The organism is Mycobacterium sp. E3198, from assembly GCF_001667015.1.
In the GTDB taxonomy this organism is placed as follows: domain Bacteria; phylum Actinomycetota; class Actinomycetes; order Mycobacteriales; family Mycobacteriaceae; genus Mycobacterium.
In genome coordinates, this window is record NZ_LZIS01000027.1 from 62754 (window position 1) to 82511 (window position 19758).

At 68.9% G+C, this 19758-nt stretch carries 17 protein-coding genes, 2 tRNA genes and 2 pseudogenes; 9 read left to right on the forward strand and 12 right to left on the reverse strand.

The window, feature by feature from the left end:
* The first annotated feature begins 92 nt into the window (after nucleotides 1–92).
* Nucleotides 93–653, forward strand: a complete 561-nt coding sequence (locus tag A5673_RS04005) for a DUF3515 domain-containing protein (protein ID WP_068227314.1) — start codon at nucleotides 93–95, stop codon at nucleotides 651–653.
* On the opposite strand, the gene A5673_RS04010 is transcribed toward A5673_RS04005, so the two are convergent.
* Nucleotides 650–1759 (reverse strand): D-alanine--D-alanine ligase family protein, encoded by a 1110-nt coding sequence (locus tag A5673_RS04010; protein ID WP_068227317.1) that lies wholly within the window; start codon nucleotides 1757–1759, stop codon nucleotides 650–652. The genes A5673_RS04005 and A5673_RS04010 overlap by 4 nt on opposite strands.
* Nucleotides 1760–1824: 65 nt before the next feature.
* Nucleotides 1825–2835 (reverse strand): NAD(P)H-dependent glycerol-3-phosphate dehydrogenase, encoded by a 1011-nt coding sequence (locus tag A5673_RS04015; protein WP_068227319.1) that lies wholly within the window; start codon nucleotides 2833–2835, stop codon nucleotides 1825–1827.
* Nucleotides 2836–2925: 90 nt separating this feature from the next.
* Here A5673_RS04015 and cofC point away from each other — a divergent pair, with 90 nt between their 5' ends.
* The 3 genes from cofC (at nucleotide 2926) to A5673_RS04030 (ending at nucleotide 6868) form a co-directional block, all read left to right on the forward strand.
* Complete coding sequence (gene cofC, locus A5673_RS04020; RefSeq protein WP_068227321.1) at nucleotides 2926–3588, forward strand: 2-phospho-L-lactate guanylyltransferase; 663 nt, start codon at nucleotides 2926–2928, stop codon at nucleotides 3586–3588.
* A 70-nt stretch (nucleotides 3589–3658) separates the two neighbouring features.
* Complete coding sequence (locus A5673_RS04025; RefSeq protein ID WP_156747826.1) at nucleotides 3659–5854, forward strand: RNA degradosome polyphosphate kinase; 2196 nt, start codon at nucleotides 3659–3661, stop codon at nucleotides 5852–5854.
* 72 nt (nucleotides 5855–5926) lie between these two features.
* On the forward strand, nucleotides 5927–6868 hold the full coding sequence (locus A5673_RS04030; protein ID WP_068227324.1) for an NUDIX hydrolase: 942 nt from the start codon (nucleotides 5927–5929) through the stop codon (nucleotides 6866–6868).
* 63 nt (nucleotides 6869–6931) lie between these two features.
* Here the strand turns inward: A5673_RS04030 and A5673_RS04035 are convergent, their stop codons facing one another.
* The 3 genes from A5673_RS04035 to leuC all read right to left on the reverse strand — a co-directional run bounded on the left by A5673_RS04035 (nucleotide 6932) and on the right by leuC (nucleotide 9818).
* Nucleotides 6932–7552, reverse strand: a complete 621-nt coding sequence (locus A5673_RS04035) for an HU family DNA-binding protein (protein ID WP_068227326.1) — start codon at nucleotides 7550–7552, stop codon at nucleotides 6932–6934.
* Nucleotides 7553–7767: 215 nt separating this feature from the next.
* Nucleotides 7768–8364: a 3-isopropylmalate dehydratase small subunit gene (gene leuD / locus A5673_RS04040; RefSeq protein ID WP_068227328.1), complete on the reverse strand. Its 597-nt coding sequence runs from the start codon at nucleotides 8362–8364 to the stop codon at nucleotides 7768–7770.
* Nucleotides 8365–8384: 20 nt separating this feature from the next.
* Nucleotides 8385–9818: a 3-isopropylmalate dehydratase large subunit gene (leuC, locus tag A5673_RS04045; RefSeq protein ID WP_068227331.1), complete on the reverse strand. Its 1434-nt coding sequence runs from the start codon at nucleotides 9816–9818 to the stop codon at nucleotides 8385–8387.
* 63 nt (nucleotides 9819–9881) lie between these two features.
* Here leuC and A5673_RS04050 point away from each other — a divergent pair, with 63 nt between their 5' ends.
* Nucleotides 9882–10583: an IclR family transcriptional regulator gene (locus A5673_RS04050; protein ID WP_068227333.1), complete on the forward strand. Its 702-nt coding sequence runs from the start codon at nucleotides 9882–9884 to the stop codon at nucleotides 10581–10583.
* A 192-nt stretch (nucleotides 10584–10775) separates the two neighbouring features.
* Entirely contained in the window at nucleotides 10776–11297 is a 522-nt protein-coding gene (locus tag A5673_RS04055; RefSeq protein ID WP_068227335.1) for a pyridoxamine 5'-phosphate oxidase family protein, read from the forward strand.
* Here A5673_RS04055 and A5673_RS04060 read toward each other — a convergent pair.
* The 4 genes from A5673_RS04060 to A5673_RS04075 form a co-directional block, all read right to left on the reverse strand.
* Nucleotides 11295–11367: transfer RNA gene (locus tag A5673_RS04060), tRNA-Glu, on the reverse strand. The genes A5673_RS04055 and A5673_RS04060 overlap by 3 nt on opposite strands.
* A gap of 72 nt (nucleotides 11368–11439) precedes the next feature.
* Nucleotides 11440–11511 (reverse strand) — tRNA-Gln (locus A5673_RS04065).
* A 104-nt stretch (nucleotides 11512–11615) separates the two neighbouring features.
* A complete protein-coding gene (gene gltX, locus A5673_RS04070) occupies nucleotides 11616–13073 on the reverse strand; it encodes a glutamate--tRNA ligase (protein ID WP_156747839.1) in 1458 nt (485 codons plus the stop codon).
* Nucleotides 13067–13867 carry a fumarylacetoacetate hydrolase family protein gene (locus A5673_RS04075; protein WP_068227339.1) on the reverse strand — a complete coding sequence of 267 codons (801 nt, stop codon included), beginning with the start codon at nucleotides 13865–13867 and terminating at the stop codon, nucleotides 13067–13069. Before A5673_RS04075 ends, gltX begins: the two co-directional genes overlap by 7 nt.
* 194 nt (nucleotides 13868–14061) lie before the next feature.
* Here A5673_RS04075 and A5673_RS28105 point away from each other — a divergent pair.
* Nucleotides 14062–15075 (forward strand): annotated as a pseudogene (locus A5673_RS28105) (MFS transporter); the annotation flags it as partial.
* A 133-nt stretch (nucleotides 15076–15208) separates the two neighbouring features.
* Here A5673_RS28105 and A5673_RS04080 read toward each other — a convergent pair.
* Both A5673_RS04080 and serA read right to left on the reverse strand, forming a co-directional pair.
* On the reverse strand, nucleotides 15209–16219 hold the full coding sequence (locus tag A5673_RS04080; RefSeq protein ID WP_068227341.1) for a 3-isopropylmalate dehydrogenase: 1011 nt from the start codon (nucleotides 16217–16219) through the stop codon (nucleotides 15209–15211).
* The gene (gene serA, locus A5673_RS04085; RefSeq protein ID WP_068227343.1) at nucleotides 16216–17802 is read right to left on the reverse strand and encodes a phosphoglycerate dehydrogenase; all 1587 of its coding nucleotides are present in this window, start codon (nucleotides 17800–17802) and stop codon (nucleotides 16216–16218) included. The genes A5673_RS04080 and serA overlap by 4 nt, the downstream gene beginning before the upstream one ends.
* A 41-nt stretch (nucleotides 17803–17843) precedes the next feature.
* On the opposite strand from serA, the pseudogene A5673_RS04090 reads away from it, so the two are divergent.
* Nucleotides 17844–18014 (forward strand): annotated as a pseudogene (locus A5673_RS04090) (FAD-dependent oxidoreductase); the annotation flags it as partial.
* A gap of 38 nt (nucleotides 18015–18052) precedes the next feature.
* Complete coding sequence (wrbA, locus tag A5673_RS04095) at nucleotides 18053–18655, forward strand: NAD(P)H:quinone oxidoreductase (protein ID WP_068227347.1); 603 nt, start codon at nucleotides 18053–18055, stop codon at nucleotides 18653–18655.
* Between the two features lie 71 nt (nucleotides 18656–18726).
* On the opposite strand, the gene ilvC is transcribed toward wrbA, so the two are convergent.
* Nucleotides 18727–19728 (reverse strand): ketol-acid reductoisomerase, encoded by a 1002-nt coding sequence (gene ilvC, locus A5673_RS04100; RefSeq protein ID WP_082958530.1) that lies wholly within the window; start codon nucleotides 19726–19728, stop codon nucleotides 18727–18729.
* Nucleotides 19729–19758: the final 30 nt, after the last annotated feature.

Genomic DNA, 19758 nt, shown 5'->3' on the forward strand with positions numbered 1-19758 from the left:
CCACCTCCTCCGGCTCCTCGCGGCCGGTAAGTTGGATTCCTGCCCGCGCGAGCGGACCGCGCCAGTCTACGAGATCAGGAGGTGCGGGGGCGGTGGAGACCGAGCCCGATACCGACACGGGGCCCCCGCGCGCCCTACTGGCCGCCGCGGTCGCGCTGGCGGTCGTCGCGATCGGCGTGATCCTGGCCATCGCGGCGACCCGCCAGGCGCCGCCGCCACCAGTTGGCGTCCCCGCCGCCCCGGCGCCGCACGCGTCCGACGGCGCGTGCCGCTCACTGGCCGGCGCGCTGCCGCAGCGGCTCGGGGACTATCAGCGCGCCACGCTGGTGCAGCCGGCCCCCGAGGGCGCGGCGGCCTGGCGCGCCGGGTCCGGCGGCGAGCCGGTGGTGTTGCGCTGCGGGCTGGACCGACCGGCCGAGTTCGTGGTGGGGTCTCCGATCCAGATCGTCGACCGGGTGCAGTGGTTCGAGGTTCCGGCCGGTCGGCAATCCGCCGGCGACGCCGGCAGGTCCACCTGGTACGCGGTCGACCGGCCCGTGTATGTGGCCCTCACGCTGCCGTCGGGATCGGGGCCGACGCCCATCCAGCAGCTCTCCGACGTGATCGACCACACCATGGGAGCCGTGCCGATCAACCCCGCGCCCGCTGGTTAACGCAAGCCGACGCCGCGGGCCAACGCCGTCTGCACCATGGTCGCCAGCAGCGTGGGGTAGTCGACGCCGCTGGCCGCCCACATCCTCGGGTACATCGAGATGGTGGTGAATCCCGGCATCGTGTTGATCTCGTTGATGATCGGGCCGTCCTCGGTCAGGAAGAAGTCCACCCGGGCCAGGCCCTGGCAATCGATGGCCTTGAACGCCCGAATCGCCAACTGGCGCACCTCATCTGCCACGTCGTCGTCGACCTTCGCGGGCACGTCGAGTTCGGCCGCGTCGTCGAGGTACTTCGTCGCGAAGTCGTAGAAGGAATCCTCGCGCCCCCGCACGCCGACGACCCGGATCTCGCCCAGCGTGCTGGCTTCGACTGTGCCGTCCGGCATTTCAAGGACCCCGCACTCCAACTCGCGACCGGTGATCGCCGCCTCGACGATCACCTTCGGATCGTGCCGCCGCGCATCGGCCACCGCCGCGGCCAGCTCGTCCCAGGTCGAGACCCGGCTGACCCCGATCGAGGAACCGCCCCGCGCAGGTTTGACGAACACGGGCAGACCGAGCCGCTCGCGCTCCTCGAGGTCCAGGGCCGACCGCGGCGCGCGCAGCACCGCGTGGGGACCGACCGGAAGTCCTTCGGCGACAAGGAGCTTCTTGGTGAACTCCTTGTCCATGCCCGCGGCGCTGGCCAGCACGCCGGCGCCGACGTACGGCACCCCGGCGAGTTCGAGCAGCCCCTGGATGGTGCCGTCCTCGCCGTAGGGGCCGTGCAGCACCGGGAACACCACGTCGACCGACGCCAGCACGTCGCTCGCGCCGGGCCGCAGCGACACCAGCTGACCGCCGCGCCGCGGGTCGGCCGGCAGGGCCAGCTCGGTGCCAGATTCGGCGGTCACCTCGGGCAGCCGCCGGTCGCTGATCGCCAACGCGTCCGGGTCCCCGTCGGTGAGCACCCACGAGCCCTCCGGGGTGATGCCGACCGCGACCACCTCGAAACGCTGCGGATCGAGATTGCGCAGGATGCTGCCCGCCGACACGCAGGAGATGGCGTGCTCGCTGCTGCGCCCGCCGAAGACGACGGCGACGCGCACGCGCTCGCTGGCACTCACAACCTTCAGAGGCTACCGGGTGAGCGGCCCCGGGGTCGGGCGGCGGGCCGCTACCTGGGGTTTCGTCATTCGGGTTTGGTGCTGCGACCGAGCAGCAGCGCCATCGCCTCGTCCACCGACAACCCCTTGTGGCACACCCGGTGCACGGCGTCGGTGAGCGGCATCTCGACGTCATAACTGGAGGCCAGCGCGAGCACCGCCTGACACGACGTCACCCCCTCGACGACGTGCCCGTGTCCCGCCTGGGTGGCCGACTCCATGGTCCCGCCGCGGCCCAGGCGTTCGCCGAAGGATCGGTTGCGCGAATGCGGCGAGGTGCAGGTGGCGACGAGGTCACCCACGCCCGCCAGCCCGGCCAGCGTCGCGCCCTTGGCGCCGAGGGCGATCCCCAGCCGCATGATCTCCGCCAATCCGCGGGTGATGATCGCCGCCGCGGTGTTCTCGCCGAGCCCGACGCCGGCCGCCATCCCGCACGCGAGCGCGATGACGTTCTTGCACGCCCCGCCGATCTCGGTGCCGACCACATCGCTGTTGGTATAGGGACGGAAGTACCCGCTGTTGAGCATGCGCTGCACCGCGACCGCCCGCCCGGAGTCGCTGCACGCGACGACCGTCGCGGTGGGCTGGCATTCGGCGATCTCGCTGGCGAGGTTGGGCCCCGAGATCACCGCGACCTGCGCCGGGTCCACGCCGGTCACCGAAATGATCACCTGGCTCATGCGCATCAGCGTGCCCAGCTCGATGCCCTTGGCGAGGCTGACCAGGGTCGCGCCGTCGGCCACCAGGGGCGCCCACTGCTCGAGGTTGCCGCGCATCGTCTGTGCCGGAACCCCGAGCAGCACCGTCGTCGCGCCGGCCAGGGCGTCACCGGCGGCCGCGGTGGCACGGATGCCCGGGGGCAACGGGGTGCCGGGCAGGTAGTCGGCGTTGTAGCGGGTGGCATTGATCTCGTCGGCGACGGCGGACCGCCGGGCCCACAGCACGACCTGTTCGCCGGCGTCGGCCAGCACCTTGGCCAGCGCCGTGCCCCAGGCCCCGGCGCCCATCACCGCAATGGCGCCCTCTGAACCGGCCATCTGCCATCCCCGTCTGTCGGCGTCGTCCTGTCGGTGTCGTCACGCTACCGTGGCGCCCGGCCGCCGCGGTCGCGCTGGCAGGATGGCCCCATGAGCGGCACACGGTCCGACGGTGCGGGGGATGGCGCCGGTGACGTGGCCTTGATCATCGCCGTCAAGCGGTTGGCCGCCGCCAAGACCCGGCTGGCACCGGTGTTCTCGGCACGGACCCGCGAGCGGGTGGTGCTGGCGATGCTGATCGACACGCTGAGTGCCGCGTCCGGTGTCGCCGCGCTGGGCTCGATCACCGTCATCACGCCCGACGACGCCGCGGCGGCCGCCGCCGCCGAGCTGGGCGCCGGCGTGCTCGCCGATCCGACGCCCGATCACAATAGCGACCCGCTCAACAGCGCGATCGCGACCGCGGAACGCGCGGTCTCCGAATCTTTCGCCAATATCGTTGTGCTGCAAGGCGATTTGCCGGCGTTGCAGACCCAGGAGCTGGCCGAGGCGGTCGCCGCCGCGCGGCAGCACCGGCGCAGTTTCGTGGCCGACCGGCTGGCGACGGGAACCGCCGCGCTGTGCGCGTTCGGGGCCCCCCTGGATCCGCAGTTCGGGCCGGATTCGTGCGCGCGGCATCGCCGTTCGGGCGCGATCGAGCTGACGGGCGCGTGGCCGGGACTGCGCTGCGACGTCGACACGCCCGCCGACCTGACGGCCGCCCGCCGCCTCGGGGTCGGGTCGGCGACCGCCCGGGCCGTCGCGCAGCACTGATCTGTCCGGGCGGTGAACTGCGCGCCAACGGCCGATGGATGTCCGTCGGGCGCTAGCAGCACCAGCGGGAATGAGCAATGATCGCAGGGTGACCGAAACCGAAGCCGAGGCGCGCCTCGAGGAATCCGCGTGGCAAGCCGACGACTCGACCGTCGGCGCACCGCCCGCCGCGACCCAGGCCGCGATCGATGACGCGCTGCCGGAGGACCGTTACCTCAATCGGGAGCTGAGCTGGCTGGACTTCAACGCGCGTGTGCTCGCGTTGGCGGACGACAACTCCCTGCCGCTACTGGAGCGGGCGAAGTTCTTGGCAATCTTTGCTTCCAATCTCGACGAGTTCTACATGGTTCGGGTGGCCGGCCTCAAGCGCCGCGACGAGATGGGGCTGTCCGTCCGCTCGGCCGATGGCCTGACGCCGCGCGAGCAGCTGGCCCTCATCGGCGAGCACACGCAACGGATCGCGACCCGGCACGCGCGCGTGTTCCTCGATTCGGTGGAGCCGGCGCTGGCCGCCGAAGGCATCCACATCGTCACGTGGGCCGATCTGGATCCGGCGGAGCGCGACCAACTGTCGACGTACTTCAACGAGCAGGTCTTCCCGGTGCTGACCCCGTTGGCCGTCGACCCCGCCCACCCCTTCCCCTTCGTCAGTGGGTTGAGTTTGAACCTGGCGGTCATGGTGCGCCAGCCCGAGGACGGCGGCCAGCACTTCGCCCGCGTCAAGGTGCCCAACAACGTCGATCGCTTCGTCGAACTCGAGACCCGCGGCGACGCGGACGGCGGCGCCGAAGGGCCCGCAATAATCCGCTACCTGCCAATGGAAGAGCTGATCGCCGCCTTCTTGCCGGTGCTCTTCCCGGGCATGGAGATCGTGCAGCATCACGCGTTCCGCATCACCCGCAACGCCGACTACGAGGTCGAAGAGGACCGCGACGAGGACCTGCTGCAAGCGCTGGAGCGGGAGCTGGCGCGCCGCCGGTTCGGTTCGCCGGTCCGGCTCGAGATCGCCGACGACATGACCGAGAGCATGCTCGAGTTGTTGCTGCGCGAGCTCGACGTGAATCCCGGTGACGTCATCGAGGTGCCCGGGCTGCTCGACCTGTCGTCGTTGTGGCAGGTGTACGGGCTGGACCGGCCCGCGCTCAAAGATCCGGCGTTCGTTCCCGCCACCAGCCCCGCCTTCGCCGACCGCGAGACGCCGCGGAGCATTTTTGCGACGCTGCGCGAAGGCGATGTGCTGCTTCATCATCCGTACGAGTCGTTTTCCACCAGCGTGCAGCGATTCATCGAGCAGGCGGCCGCCGATCCCAACGTGCTGGCCATCAAGCAGACGCTGTACCGCACCTCCGGTGACTCGCCGATCGTTCGTGCGCTCATCAACGCCGCCGAGGCCGGCAAGCAGGTGGTGGCGATGGTGGAGATCAAGGCGCGCTTTGACGAGCAGGCCAACATCCGCTGGGCGCGCGAGCTGGAGCAGGCGGGCGTGCACGTGGTCTACGGATACGTCGGACTCAAGACGCACTGCAAGACATGCCTGGTGGTGCGCCGCGAGGGCTCGACGATCCGGCGGTACTGCCACATCGGGACCGGCAACTACAACGGCAAGACGGCGCGGCTCTACGAGGATGTCGGTCTGCTCACGGCCTCCCCGGAAATCGGGGCCGACCTGACGGACCTGTTCAATTCGCTCACCGGGTATTCGCGCAAGGTGTCCTACCGCAACCTGCTGGTGGCCCCGCACAGCATCCGCACCGGCATCATCGAGCGCGTCGAGCGCGAGATCGCCGCCCACCGCGAAAGCGGCGGCGGACGGATCCGGATGAAGATGAACGCTCTGGTCGACGAGCAGGTCATCGACGCGCTGTATCGCGCCTCCCGCGCCGGCGTGCGGGTGGAGATCGTGGTGCGCGGCATCTGCGCGCTGCGCCCGGGCGCGGAAGGGTTTTCGGAGAACATCTCGGTCCGGTCGATCCTCGGCCGGTTCCTGGAGCACTCGCGGATCATGCATTTCGGCCGCATCAACGAGTTCTGGATCGGCAGCGCCGACATGATGCACCGCAACCTCGACCGACGCGTCGAGGCGCTGGTTCAGGTCAAGGATCCCAGGCTCACCGCATACCTGGACGACTTGTTCGAGTCCGCGCTGAATCCGTCCACCCGGTGCTGGGAGCTCGGCGCCGACGGGCAGTGGATCGCCTCGCCGCGCGACGGTCACACCGTGCGCGACCATCAGGAATCGCTCATGGAGCTGCACCGGAGCGCCTGAAGACATGTGGTAGCTTTCCTGGTCGCACGCACGGCCGTGCGCACCTCGCCGAATTGACCTGCAGGAGTTGAGTTGCCAACCCAGAACTCGTCCGCCAATCGGCGCTCGGGGAGTCGGGTCGTCTACGCCGCGGGCGCTGTGCTGTGGCGACCCGCGGATTCCGGCAACCCGGGCCTCGACGTCGCGCTCATCCATCGCCCCCGATACGACGACTGGTCGCTGCCCAAGGGCAAGGTGGATCCCGGCGAGACGGCGCCCGTGGCGGCCGTGCGCGAGGTGCTCGAGGAGACCGGTCACGGCGCCATCCTCGGCCGGCGGCTTGACGTGGTGAGCTACCCGATCGAGCAGGGCGTCAAGAAGGTCCACTACTGGGCGGCACGCAGCACCGGCGGCGAATTCACGCCGGGCAGCGAGGTCGACCAACTGATCTGGTTGCCGATCGCCGAAGCCAAGGACAGACTCACCTACCCGCACGACCGAAAGATGCTGCGCCACTTCGCGAAACAGCCCGCCGAAACGCAAACGGTGCTGGTGGTCCGGCACGGCACCGCCGGCAGAAAGTCGCGCTTTTCCGGCGACGACACCAAACGACCGCTGGATAAGCGGGGACGCGCCCAGGCCGAAGCCCTGGTGCCGCAACTGCTCGCCTTCGGCGCCTCCGACGTGTACGCGGCCGACCGGCTCCGTTGTCACCAGACGGTCGCACCGCTCGCCGAAGAGCTCGGTGTGAGCGTGCACAACGAGCCCGCCCTCACCGAGGAGTCCTACGCCAAGAACCCCAAGCGCGCCCGGCACCGGATGCTGGACATCGCCAGACAGGGCGGCACCCCGGTGATTTGCACGCAGGGCAAGGTGATTCCGGACCTGATCGCCTGGTGGTGCGAACGCGACGGAGTCCGTGCCGATAAATCCCGCAACCACAAGGGCAGTACGTGGGTGCTGTCGCTAGCCGGCGGCCGGCTGGTATCGGCCGACCACATCGGCGGCGCACTGGCCGCTAACGTGCGCGCCTGACACGCGAATACCCTCCGGGTGGCGTTGCTGCCACCCCGAAGGGTATCCGCGTATCGGAACTTCTTACCGGCGGCCGCGCCGCGCGGTGGCCTTCTTGGCCGGAGCCTTGCGCGCGGGAGCCTTGCTCGCGGCCTTCTTGGCCGGCGCCCTCTTGGCTGCGGCCTTCTTGGCGGGAGCCTTCTTCACCGCGGCCTTCTTGGCCGGAGCCTTCTTCACCGCGGCCTTCTTGGCCGGAGCCTTCTTCACCGCGGCCTTCTTGGCCGGAGCCTTCTTGGCGGCCGCCTTCTTGGCCGGAGCCTTCTTGGCGGCAGCCTTCTTGGCCGGAGCCTTCTTAGCGGCGGCCTTCTTGACCGCGCCGCCTGCCACAACACCACGCTTCACTGCTGGTCCTTCCGACGGGAGGCGCTGCGCGCCAGACACAACCGCTTTGAATTGAGCACCGGGCCGGAACGCGGGAACCGATGTCGGCTTTACCTTTACCGTCTCGCCGGTACGCGGGTTGCGGGCCACGCGCGCCGCGCGCCGCCGCTGCTCGAACACACCGAAACCGGTAATGGTGACGCTGTCGCCCTTGTGCACCGCACGCACAATGGTGTCGACAACATTCTCGACGGCAGCGGTCGCCTGCCGACGGTCCGAGCCCAATTTCTGTGTGAGCACATCTATGAGCTCTGCTTTGTTCATCCAAACCCTCCGAAGCTAGTGGTCCTCGTTTTGGGAACCGACTAGTGGACACGGTAAACCCTCACCCAGCAAATTTCCAAGAGCCACGCGCAATTTCGCAGACCGAACGACGGAACTTTTCGCAATCCGGTTGCCGCCCTTGACCGGTGGCGGGACACCGAAATCGGCGGGGTTTACTTAGCCGACCGAGAAGAAAATCGGTCCCGATCGACCGTTCAGGAGGCGGGCGAAGTGTGCGGTTTCCACTGTGGGCGCGCCGCCTCGAAGGCCTCGATGTTGTCGAGTTTCCGCAGCGTAAGGGCTATATCATCGAGACCCTCGAGCAGTCGGTAGGCCGTATGGTCGTCAATCTTGAACGGCAGCACCGTCGTTCCGGCGGTGATATTTCGATCTTGAAGATTGGCAGTGATTTCCAAGCCCGGGTTGCCCTCGATGAGCTTCCAAAGGAGTTCCACGCCGTCGGCAGAAACTTCGGCGGCGAGCAGGCCCGCCTTGCCGGCGTTGCCCCGAAAAATGTCACCGAATCGAGACGAGATGACGACCCGGAACCCGTAGTCCATGAGCGCCCACACCGCATGCTCGCGCGATGATCCGGTGCCGAAATCGGGTCCCGCGACCAGAACCGAGCCGCGGTCAAAGGGGCTGAGATTGAGCACGAATGAGGGATCGGAACGCCACGTGGCGAACAATCCATCCTCGAAACCGGTTCGGGTAACGCGTTTCAAAAACGCGGCTGGAATGATCTGATCGGTGTCGACATTGGACCGCCGCAGCGGCACGCCGATACCCGTGTGGGTGCGAAAGGCTTCCATTTCCGTCCTCGATTCGAAAGTCAGTTGGCGTGCAAGTCGGCCGGCGCGGACAGCCTGCCCCGCACCGCTGTTGCGGCGGCGACGGCCGGCGACACCAGATGCGTGCGCCCGCCTTTGCCCTGCCGCCCTTCGAAGTTGCGGTTGGACGTCGCGGCGCACCGCTCCCCCGGCGACAGCTGATCGGGGTTCATGCCCAGGCACATCGAGCATCCCGCCTGGCGCCATTCGGCGCCGGCGGCGGTGAAGATCTCGCCCAGCCCTTCCGCCTCCGCCTGCGCGCGCACCCGCATGGAGCCCGGCACGACCAGCATGCGCACCCCCGGGGCGACCGTGCGCCCGCGCAACACGTCGGCCACCGCGCGCAGGTCTTCGATACGACCATTGGTACAAGAGCCGACGAACACGGCGTCGACGCCGATGTCGCGCATCGGCGTCCCGGGCCGAAGGTCCATGTACGCCAAGGCTTTCTCGGCGGCCTGTCGCTCGCCGTCGTCACCGATCAACTCGGGGTCGGGCACGGCCGCGGCCAGGGGCACCCCCTGGCCGGGATTCGTCCCCCACGTCACGAACGGGCTCAGCGAGGCCGCGTCGAGATAGACCTCGGTGTCGAAGACGGCGCCGGGGTCGGTGCGCAGCCGCCGCCAGTACTCGAGGGCGGCATCCCATTGCGCGCCGGTGGGCGCGTGCGGGCGCCCGCGCAGGAATTCGTAGGTCGTCTCGTCCGGCGCCACCATGCCCGCCCGGGCCCCGGCCTCGATGCTCATGTTGCAGACCGTCATCCGGCCTTCCATGGACAGCGATTCGATGGCGCTGCCCCGGTATTCGATGACGTGACCCTGCCCACCGCCGGTGCCGATCTTCGCGATCAGCGCGAGGATGATGTCCTTGGCGGTCACGCCGGCGGGCAGCGTGCCGTCGACATTGACCGCCATCGTCTTGAAGGGACGCAACGGCAGGGTCTGGGTGGCCAGCACGTGCTCGACCTCCGAGGTGCCAATCCCCATGGCCAGCGCGCCGAATGCGCCGTGCGTGGACGTGTGACTATCGCCACAGACGATCGTCATGCCCGGCTGCGTGAGGCCCAACTGCGGACCGACGACATGCACGATGCCCTGCTCGATGTCGCCCATCGGGTAGAGCTCGACGCCGAATTCGGCGCAGTTGCGGCGCAACGTCTCGACCTGTGTGCGCGAGACGGGGTCGGCGATCGGCTTGTCGATGTCGACCGTGGGCACGTTGTGGTCCTCGGTGGCCAGCGTCAGGTCGGGGCGTCGCACTCCCCGGCCGGCCAGACGGAGCCCGTCGAAGGCCTGCGGGCTGGTGACCTCGTGCACCAGATGCAGATCGATGTAGATCAGGTCGGGGGCATCTGCCTGTTCGGCTTCGCCGCCTGGAACCACAACGTGGTCGTCCCAGACCTTTTCGGCCAGGGTGCGCGGTTTGTCGGATCCCATCTCGAATTCGCCTTCGTTCGGTCTTTCGCGGTATCTCAGAATATGAGACGCTAGTATCTCCTTATGAGACAGCATAGCGGCATCGGCGTCCTGGACAAAGCGGTGGTCGTGCTGCACACGATCGCGGAATCCCCCTGTGGGTTGGCCGAACTGTGCGAGCGGACCGGGCTGCCGCGGGCCACCGCCTACCGGCTGGCCGCCGCCCTTGAGGTCCATCGGCTACTCGCGCGCGACGACGCGGGGCGCTGGGGGTTGGGCCCGGCGGTCACCGAACTGGCGGCCCGGGTCAACGACCCGCTGCTGGCCGCGAGCGCGGCCGTGCTGCCCGCGTTGCGCGAGAGGACCGGCGAGAGCATCCAGTTGTATCGCCGCGAGGGCACCTCGCGGGTCTGCGTGGCCGCCCTGGAACCGGCTGCGGGTCTTCGCGATACGGTTCCGGTCGGTGCGCGGTTACCGATGACGGCGGGTTCCGGGGCCAAGGTCCTGCTCGCCTATGCCGACGCCGCCACGCAGAAAGCCGTATTGCCGGCGGCGAAATTCACCGACCGGACGCTGGCCGACGTGCGCCGGCGCGGCTGGGCGCAAAGCGTGGCCGAGCGCGAGCCCGGTGTGGCGAGCGTGTCGGCGCCGGTGCGCGACAACCGCGGTGTGGTCGTCGCGGCGATCTCCGTGTCGGGACCCGTCGACCGGATCGGCCGGCGCCCCGGGGCCCGCTGGGCCGCCGATCTGCTGTCGGCCGCGGACGCGCTCACCCGCCGGCTCTAGCGGCGCGCGCGAGTGTGCGTCCCGGGCGCCCACATCGCACAATCCCCGCCCTCAGCGCACACTCAAAGCCTCCAGTGCACACGCACCGGTTCACACGTGCACTGGCGGCGCCGAGCGTGTATCCAGGGCACCGAGTGTGCGTTCAGGGCGCCCTGCACGCACACCGAAAAGCAACCTGACACACTGACCGCCATGGGAACCAATCAGCGCGCGAGCATCGTCATGTCCGAAGACGAGATCGCCGACTTCGTCGTGAAGAGCCGCACCGGCACGCTGGCCACCGTCGGCCCCGACGGCCAGCCGCACCTGACCGCGATGTGGTACGCCGTCGTCGACGGCGAGGTCTGGCTCGAGACCAAGGCGAAGTCGCAGAAGGCGATCAACCTGACCCGCGACCCGCGGGTGAGCTTTTTGATCGAGGACGGCGACACCTACGACACGCTGCGCGGGGTGTCCTTCGAGGGCGTCGCGGAGATCGTCGACGATCCCGACGTCGCGCACCGGGTCGGGGTCAGCGTCTTCGAGCGCTACACGGGCCCCTACACCGACGAGATGAAGCCCTTCGTCGAGCAGATGATGAACAAGCGCGTGTGCGTGCGCATCGTCGCCCGCCGCGCGCGCTCGTGGGATCACCGCAAGCTCGGCTTGCCGCCGATGCCGGTGGGCGGATCGACGGCGCCGGCCGCACTGCGGACCGGCCAAGAGATTTTGTAGCCCCGATGGGATTCGAACCCACGCTACCGCCGTGAGAGGGCGGCGTCCTAGGCCGCTAGACGACGGGGCCAGAACCGATCCGAGCTGCCAGCATAGCTCACCCCAGAAGGGCGACCTAATCGCTGTTCGTGCTGCAGTCTTGCTGGGGTACCAGGACTCGAACCTAGAATGGCTGAACCAGAATCAGCTGTGTTGCCAATTACACCATACCCCATTTGCGGCCTAAAACCGCTGGTCACAACGGTTCTGCAGTCTAGCGCACCCCGGGTGGCCAGCCGTAGACGGCCGTTGTGAACCGCAGTGCAGACTACCAAAAACTCAGGCCGCGTCGTCGCGCGCCGCCCGCAAGCGCGCCACGCTACGGTCGCGGCCCAGCAGTTCCAATGATTCGAACAACGGCGGGCTGATCGTCGTTCCCGTCGCGGCGACCCGGATCGGGCCGAACGCCTTGCGCGGTTTGAGCCCCAGGTTGTCGATGAGCGCGGTCTTGAGGGCCTGCTCGATCTGTGCCGTGTTCCAGTCCGTCACGCCGTCCAGCGCCCGCAGCGCCGCGTCCAACACCGCGATGCCGTCGGGTCCGAGCTCCTTGGCGGCGGCCTTGGGATCGATCGCGTAGTCGTCGTCGTTGAGGAACTTCAGCAGGTCCCACGCATCGCCGAGGACGACGATGCGGGTCTGCACCAGTTCGGCGGCCGTGGCGAATCCGGCGTCGTCGAGCGGGACCCGGTGGCCGTGGGTGTCCAGGTACTCGCGGAGGCGACCGGTGAAGTCGGCCACATCGAGCATCCGGATGTGCTCGGCGTTCAGTGCGTCGGCCTTCTTCTGGTCGAATCGGGCCGGGTTGGAATTGACGTCGACGACGTCGAAAGCGGCCACCATTTCGTCGAGGCTGAACAGGTCGCGATCGTCGGCGATCGCCCAGCCCAGCAGCGCAAGGTAATTCAGCAAGCCCTCCGGGATGAAGCCCCGGTCGCGGTGCGCGAACAGGTTGGACTGCGGGTCGCGCTTGGAGAGCTTCTTGGTGCCCTCCCCCAATACCGTTGGCAGGTGTGCGAATTGCGGGGTGCGTTCGGCGACCCCGATCCGGATCATCGCCCGATACAGGGCGAGCTGGCGCGGGGTCGACGGCAGCAGGTCCTCGCCGCGCAGCACGTGGGTGATCTTCATCAGCGCGTCGTCGACCGGGTTCACCAACGTGTACAACGGATCTCCCGTCGCGCGGGTCAGGGCGAAATCGGGCACGCTGCCCGCCGCGAACGTGGTCGGCCCGCGCACCAGGTCGTCCCAGCCGAGGTCGTCGTCGGGCATCCGCAACCGCACCACCGGCTGGCGTCCCTCGGCCAGAAACGCCGCGCGCTGGGAGTCGGTGAGCTGCCGGTCGAAGTTGTCGTACCCCAGCTTGGGATTGCGGCCGGCGGCGATGTGGCGGGCCTCGACCTCCTCCGGCGTCGAGAACGCGTAGTAGGCCTCCCCGGCCTCGAGCAGCCTGGCCACCACGTCTCGGTAGATCTCGGTGCGCTGCGACTGGCGGTACGGGCCGTGCGGACCGCCGACCTCGGGCCCCTCGTCCCAGTCGAGGCCGAGCCAGCGCAGCGCGTCGAGCAGCGCCAGGTAGCTTTCCTCGGTGTCGCGCTGGGCGTCGGTGTCCTCGATGCGAAACACGAAGGTGCCGCCGGTGTGTCGGGCGTAGGCCCAATTGAACAGCGCGGTGCGGACCATCCCGACGTGCGGGGTGCCGGTCGGCGACGGGCAGAACCGGACTCGGACTGTCACGATTTTCCTTTGCGGACAACGGGATTGACGAGGCTGCCGATGCCCTCGATCGTGACGGAGACCGTGTCGCCGTCCTCGATGGGACCGACGCCCGCGGGCGTTCCGGTGAGGATGAGGTCGCCCGGCAGCAGGGTCATCACCGCCGAGATCCACTCCACGATGGCCCCGACGTCGTGGATCATCAGCGAGGTGCGGCTGTGTTGCTTCACCTCGCGGTTGACCTCGGTGCGCAGCTCGAGGTCCGCCGGATCGACGTCGGTGACGATCCACGGCCCGACCGGGCAGAAGGTGTCATGGCCCTTGGCGCGGGTCCATTGGCCGTCGGCCTGTTGTTGGTCGCGCGCCGACACGTCGTTGGCGATGGTGTAGCCGAGGATGTTGTCGGCCGCCTGGGCGGCGGGCACGTCCTTGCACGGCCGGCCGATGACGGCGGCCAGCTCGCCCTCGAAGTGCACGGGTGAGGCGTTGGCGGGCAACCGGATCGGTACGTTGGGCCCGATGATCGCGGTGTTGGGCTTGAGGAAGATGATCGGGTCCGCCGCCGCCGGGCCCGTCGCGAAGCCGCTCATTTCCGCGATGTGATCGGCGTAGTTCTTGCCGACGCAGACGACCTTGCCGGCCAGGATCGGGGCCAGCAGCCGCACGTCGGCCAGCGGCCAGGACCGGCCGGTGAAGTTCGGCGTGCCGAACGGGTGCTCGGCGATCTCCCGCGCGATCATCCCGGCGGGATCGTCCAGCTCGCCCTCGATGCTGACGAAGGCGACACCGTCCGGGCTGGCGATTCGACCAAGGCGCATTCGTTGCAGCCTAGTGGCGGTCGCGAGCGCGGCGCTGGGGGCACCACCCGCTTGCGGGGGACCGGGCGCTGCGGGCCGCCACCATCGGAAATAGCGGGCCACCCGGGTTCCGGCCCCGGGCGCCGACCCTGTGCAAGCATGGATTGATGCCGAAGGGCGACGCCACGCTCGGCGCGGGAGCGCGCTGGAGGGTGATGGTCGTCTCGCTGTTCGTGACGGCCAGTTCCTTCCTCTTCATCAACGGCATCGCGTTTTTGATCCCGTCGCTGGAGGACCGGCGCCGGATCGCACTGACGGAAGCGAGCCTGTTGTCGTCGATGCCCAGCTGGGGCATGGTCGTCACCCTGGTGCTGTGGGGCTACGTCACCGACCGCGTGGGCGAGCGGATCGTGCTGACCGCGGGTTCGGCGCTGACCTCGGCCGCGGCCTACGCCGCGGCATCGGTCCATTCGATGGTCTGGGTCGGCGTCTACCTGTTCCTGGGTGGCATGGCCGCCGCGAGCTGCAACACCGCCGGCGGGCGACTCGTGGCCGGGTGGTTCCCGCCGCAGCAACGCGGCCTGGCCATGGGCATCCGCCAGACCGCTCAACCGCTGGGAATCGCGGTGGGCGCGCTGGTGATGCCGGAGCTGGCCGAGCGCGGCCCGCACGCGGGGCTGATGTTTCCCGCCTTCGTGTGCGGCGCCGCGGCCGCGGTCAGCGCGGTCGGCGTCGTGAACCCGCCGCGAAAATCCCGCAGGGCGGCCACGGAATCCGAACTGGGCAGCCCGTATCGCGGGTCCTCGGTGCTGTGGCGCATTCACGCGGTCGCGGGCCTGCTCATGATGCCGCAGACGGTGACGGTCACCTTCATGCTGGTCTGGTTGATCAACCACCACCACTGGTCGGTCGCCGCGGCCGGCGGCCTGGTGACGCTTGCGCAGCTGCTCGGCGCGGTGGGCCGCATCGCGGTCGGCCGCTGGTCCGATCGCATCGGCTCACGCATGCAACCCGTCGCCGTCATCGCCACGGCGGCCGCGTTGACCCTTTTCCTGCTCGCGCTCTCGGACCTGGTGGACTCGCGATTCGACATCGCGCTTATGGTCGCGATCGCGGTGATCGCGGTGCTCGACAACGGGCTCGAGGCAACGGCCATCACCGAATTCGCCGGTCCGTTCTGGAGCGGGCGCGCGCTGGGCATCCAGAACACCACCCAGCGGGTGGTGGCCGCCGTCGGTCCCCCGCTGTTCGGCGTGCTGATCAGCGCGGCGAGGTACCCGCCGGCGTGGGCGCTGTGCGGGCTGTTCCCGCTGGCCGCGGTGCCGTTGGTGCCGATCCGGTTGCTGCCACCCGGATTGGAGACTAGAGCCCGGCGGCGATCCGTTCGCCGACTTCGCTGGTGGCGCGCCGTTCGTTCCCGCGAGTCGCCAGATACTTCTCGACGGCACGGTCCACCCGGGCGGCGGCCTCCTCCTCGCCGAGGTGGTCGAGCAGCAGCGCCACCGACATGATGGCCGCGGTCGGATCCGCGATGCCCTGACCGGCGATGTCGGGTGCGCTCCCGTGCACCGGCTCGAACATCGACGGGTTGGTCCGGGTGGCGTCGATGTTTCCGCTGGCGGCCAAGCCGATTCCGCCACACACCGCCGCGGACAGGTCGGTGATGATGTCGCCGAACAGGTTGTCGGTGACGATCACGTCGAAGCGGCCGGGGTCGGTGACCATGAAGATGGTGGCGGCGTCGACGTGTTGGTACGCGACCTCGACGTCGGGATATTCCTCGCCGACCTCGGCCACGATCCGCGTCCACAGCTTGCCCGCGAACGTGAGCACGTTGTTCTTGTGCACCAGCGTCAGGTGCTTGCGGCGCAACATCGCCCGCTCGAACGCGTACTGCACCACCCGACGCACGCCGAACGCGGTGTTCAGGCTGACCTCGGTGGCCACCTCGTGGGGTGTTCCGGCGCGAATCGCGCCGCCGTTGCCCGTGTAGGGCCCCTCGGTGCCCTCGCGGACCACGACGAAATCGATATCGGGATTGCCCGCGAGCGGACTGCTCACGCCCTTGTACAGCCGCCCCGGTCGCAGGTTCACGTGGTGGTCCAGCTCAAAGCGCAGGCGCAGCAACAGCCCTCGCTCCAGCACGCCGCTGGGCACCGACGGATCGCCGACCGCGCCGAGCAGGATGGCGTCATGCTCACGCAACTCGGCGAGCACGGAGTCCGGCAGCAACTCGCCCGTGGCGTGGAACCGGCGGGCGCCGAGGTCGTAGGAGGTCTTGTCCACGCCCGGCACCACCGCGTCGAGGACCTTGACGGCCTCGGCCACCACCTCCGGCCCGATCCCGTCGCCGCCGATCACCGCGAGTTTCACGACAGGTCAACCACTTCGAGTTTCTTGGCGCTCACCGCGGCCGCGATCGCCGACCGCACGTCCTCCGGCACGTCCTGGTCGACGCGCAACAGGATCGTCGCGAACGGACCCTCGGCGTCCTCGGACAGTTGGGCCGCGTGGATGTTCACCCCGGCGCCGCCGAGCAGGGTGCCGATCTTGCCCAACGCCCCCGGCTGGTCGACGTAGTGGACGATCAGGTTGGTCCCTTCGGCGCGCAGATCGAAGTGGCGGCCGTTGATCTGCACGATCTTCTGCACTTGCTGCGTCCCGGCCAGCGTGCCGGCGACGTTGACGGCCGTACCGTCGTGGGCCACGCCCCGCACGTCGACCATGCTGCGGTAGTTGGGGCTTTCGGAGGCCGTCGAGATCTCGGCGGACACCCCGCGTTCGGCGGCCAGCGCCGGCGCGTTGACGAACGTCACCGGCCCCTCGACGACGGCCGAGAACAGCCCCCGCAGCGCCGAAAGCTTCAGCACCTCAACGTCTTCGGCGGCGAGCTCGCCGCGCACCTGCACCGACAACGACACCGGCGGCGCATCGGACAGCGTGGCGACCAGCACGCCGAGCTTGCGTGCCAGGTCCAGCCAGGGCGCCACTTCCTCGTTGACCACGCCGCCGCCGACGTTGACGGCGTCGGGAACGAACTCGCCGGCCAGGGCCAGCCGCACGCTTTCGGCCACGTCGGTGCCGGCCCGGTCCTGCGCCTCGGCGGTGGACGCCCCCAGATGCGGGGTGACCACCACCTGTGGCAGCTCGAAAAGCGGGCTGTCGGTGCAGGGTTCGGTGGAGAACACGTCGAGGCCGGCGGCGCGCACCTGCCCGCTGTTCACGGCCTCGGCCAGCGCGGCCTCGTCCACCAGGCCGCCGCGCGCCGCGTTGACGATGATGACGCCCGGCTTGGTCTTCGCCAGTGCCTCCTTGTCGATCAGCCCCGCGGTCTCCGGCGTCTTCGGCAGATGCACCGAGATGAAGTCGGCGCGGCCCAGCAGATCGTCCAGCGACAGCAGCTCGATGCCGAGTTGCGCGGCCCGGGCCGCCGGCACGTACGGGTCGTAGGCGACCACGTGGGTGCCGAAGGCCGCGATCCGTTGCGCGAACAACTGCCCGATCCGGCCCAACCCCACGACGCCGACCGTCTTGCCGAAAATCTCGGTGCCCGAGAACTTCGACCGCTTCCAGGTGTGCTCGCGCAGCGTGGCATCGGCCGCCGGGATTTCACGCGCGGCGGACAGCAGCAGCGCCATCGCGTGTTCGGCGGCGCTGTGAATGTTCGACGTGGGGGCGTTGACCACCAGCACCCCGCGCGCCGTCGCGGCGTCGACGTCGACGTTGTCCAGGCCGACGCCGGCGCGGGCCACGATCTTCAGCTTGGGAGCCGCCGCGAGCACCTCGGCGTCGACGGTGGTGGCCGACCGCACCAGCAGCGCGTCGGCCTCGGGCACGGCCGCCAGCAGCTTCGGCCGGTCGGGCCCGTCGACCCAGCGCACCTCGACCTGGTCCCCCAGGGCGGCGACGGTTGATTCGGCGAGTTTGTCGGCAATGAGTACAACAGGCAGATTCACGCGGCCAGCCTATCGGCTGTCATTGACGGGTGGCCGCCACCTTGGACGTGACCGTAGTCGGCAGCGGGCCCAACGGCCTCACCGCGGCCGTGATCTGCGCCCGTGCGGGTCTGAAAGTGCAGGTCATCGAGGCGCAGCCGACGTTCGGCGGCGGCACCCGCAGCGCGGCTGACATCGGATTGCCAGGAGTTTCACACGACGTGCGCTCCGCATCGGCGGCGCCTGACCGCGGCATGCCTAGGCTTTCCCCATGACCAAGCTCGCGATCATCTACTACTCGGCCACGGGCCACGGCACCGCGATGGCCCGGCGCGTCGCGGCGGTGGCCGAGTCGGCGGGCGCCGAGGTGCGCCTGCGGCACGTCGCCGAAACCCAGGACCCGCAATCGTTCGCGCACAACCCGGCGTGGACCGCGAATTACGAAGCGACCAAGGACCTCCCCGCGGCCGCCAGCGACGACATCGTGTGGGCCGACGCGGTGATCTTCGGCTCGCCGACCCGCTTCGGTTCTCCCGCCGCGCAATTGCGCGCCTTCCTCGACTCGCTGGGCGGACTGTGGGCCCAAGGCAAGCTCGCCGACAAGGTCTATGCGGGATTCACGTCGTCCAACACGCTGCACGGCGGGCAGGAGACGACCCTGCTCGCGCTCTACATCACCCTGATGCATTTCGGCGGCATCATCGTGCCGCCGGGATACACCGATCCGGTCAAGTTCGTCGACGGCAACCCGTACGGCGTGAGCCTGGTGTCCACCCACGACAACATCGATGAGTTCGACGAGTCCACGCAAAACGCGCTCGATCACCTGGCGCGCCGGGTGGTCGCCACCGCCGACCGGCTGGCGGCGCCCTAGATCGCCGAGCGTGAAACTGTTGCGAGAATCGGGCGGAAAATTCGCAACAGGTTCACGCTCGACGAAGCGAGCTACGCCGTTTCGGTGATGGGGCGGTCCACCCAGCTCATCAGGTCGCGCAGCTTCTTGCCGGTGACCTCGATGGGGTGCTCGGCGTTCTCCTTGCGCAGCTGCTCGAGTTGCTTGTTGCCGCCCTCGACGTTGGCGACCAGCTTCTTGACGAAGTCGCCGTTCTGGATGTCGCGCAGGATGTCCCGCATCCGGTCCTTGGTGCCCTCGTCGATGACGCGCGGACCCGACAGGTAGCCGCCGAACTCCGCGGTGTCGGACACGGAGTAGTTCATCCGGGCGATGCCGCCCTCGTACATCAGGTCGACGATCAGCTTGAGCTCGTGCAGCACCTCGAAGTACGCCATCTCCGGCGGGTAGCCCGCCTCGACCATGATGTCGAAACCGGCCTTCACCAATTCCTCTGTGCCGCCGCACAACACGGCCTGCTCACCGAACAGGTCGGTTTCGGTCTCGTCCTTGAAGGTGGTCTTGATGACGCCGGCGCGGGTGCCGCCGATGGCCTTGGCGTACGACAGCGCCAGCGCCTCGCCCTGCCCGGTCGGGTCCTGGTCGACGGCGATCAGGCAGGGCACGCCCTTGCCGTCGACGAACTGGCGGCGCACCAGGTGGCCGGGGCCCTTGGGGGCGACCATCGCGATGGTGACGTCGGCGGGCGGCTTGATCAGCCCGAAGTGGATGTTGAGCCCGTGGCCGAAAAACAAAGCGTCGCCGGCCTTCAGGTTGGGCTCGATGTCGCTGGCGAAGATGTCGGCCTGAGCGGTGTCGGGGGCCAGCAGCATGATGACGTCGGCCCACTTGGCGACCTCTGCCGGGGTGTCGACCTCCAGGCCCTGCTCTTGCACCTTCGGCCGCGACTTCGAACCCTCCTTGAGGCCGACGCGCACCTGCACGCCGGAGTCGCGCAGGCTCAGCGAGTGCGCGTGCCCCTGGCTGCCGTACCCGATCACACCGACCTTGCGGCCCTGGATGATCGTCAGGTCCGCGTCGTCGTCGTAGAACATCTCTAATGCCACGGTTGGATATCTCCTTAT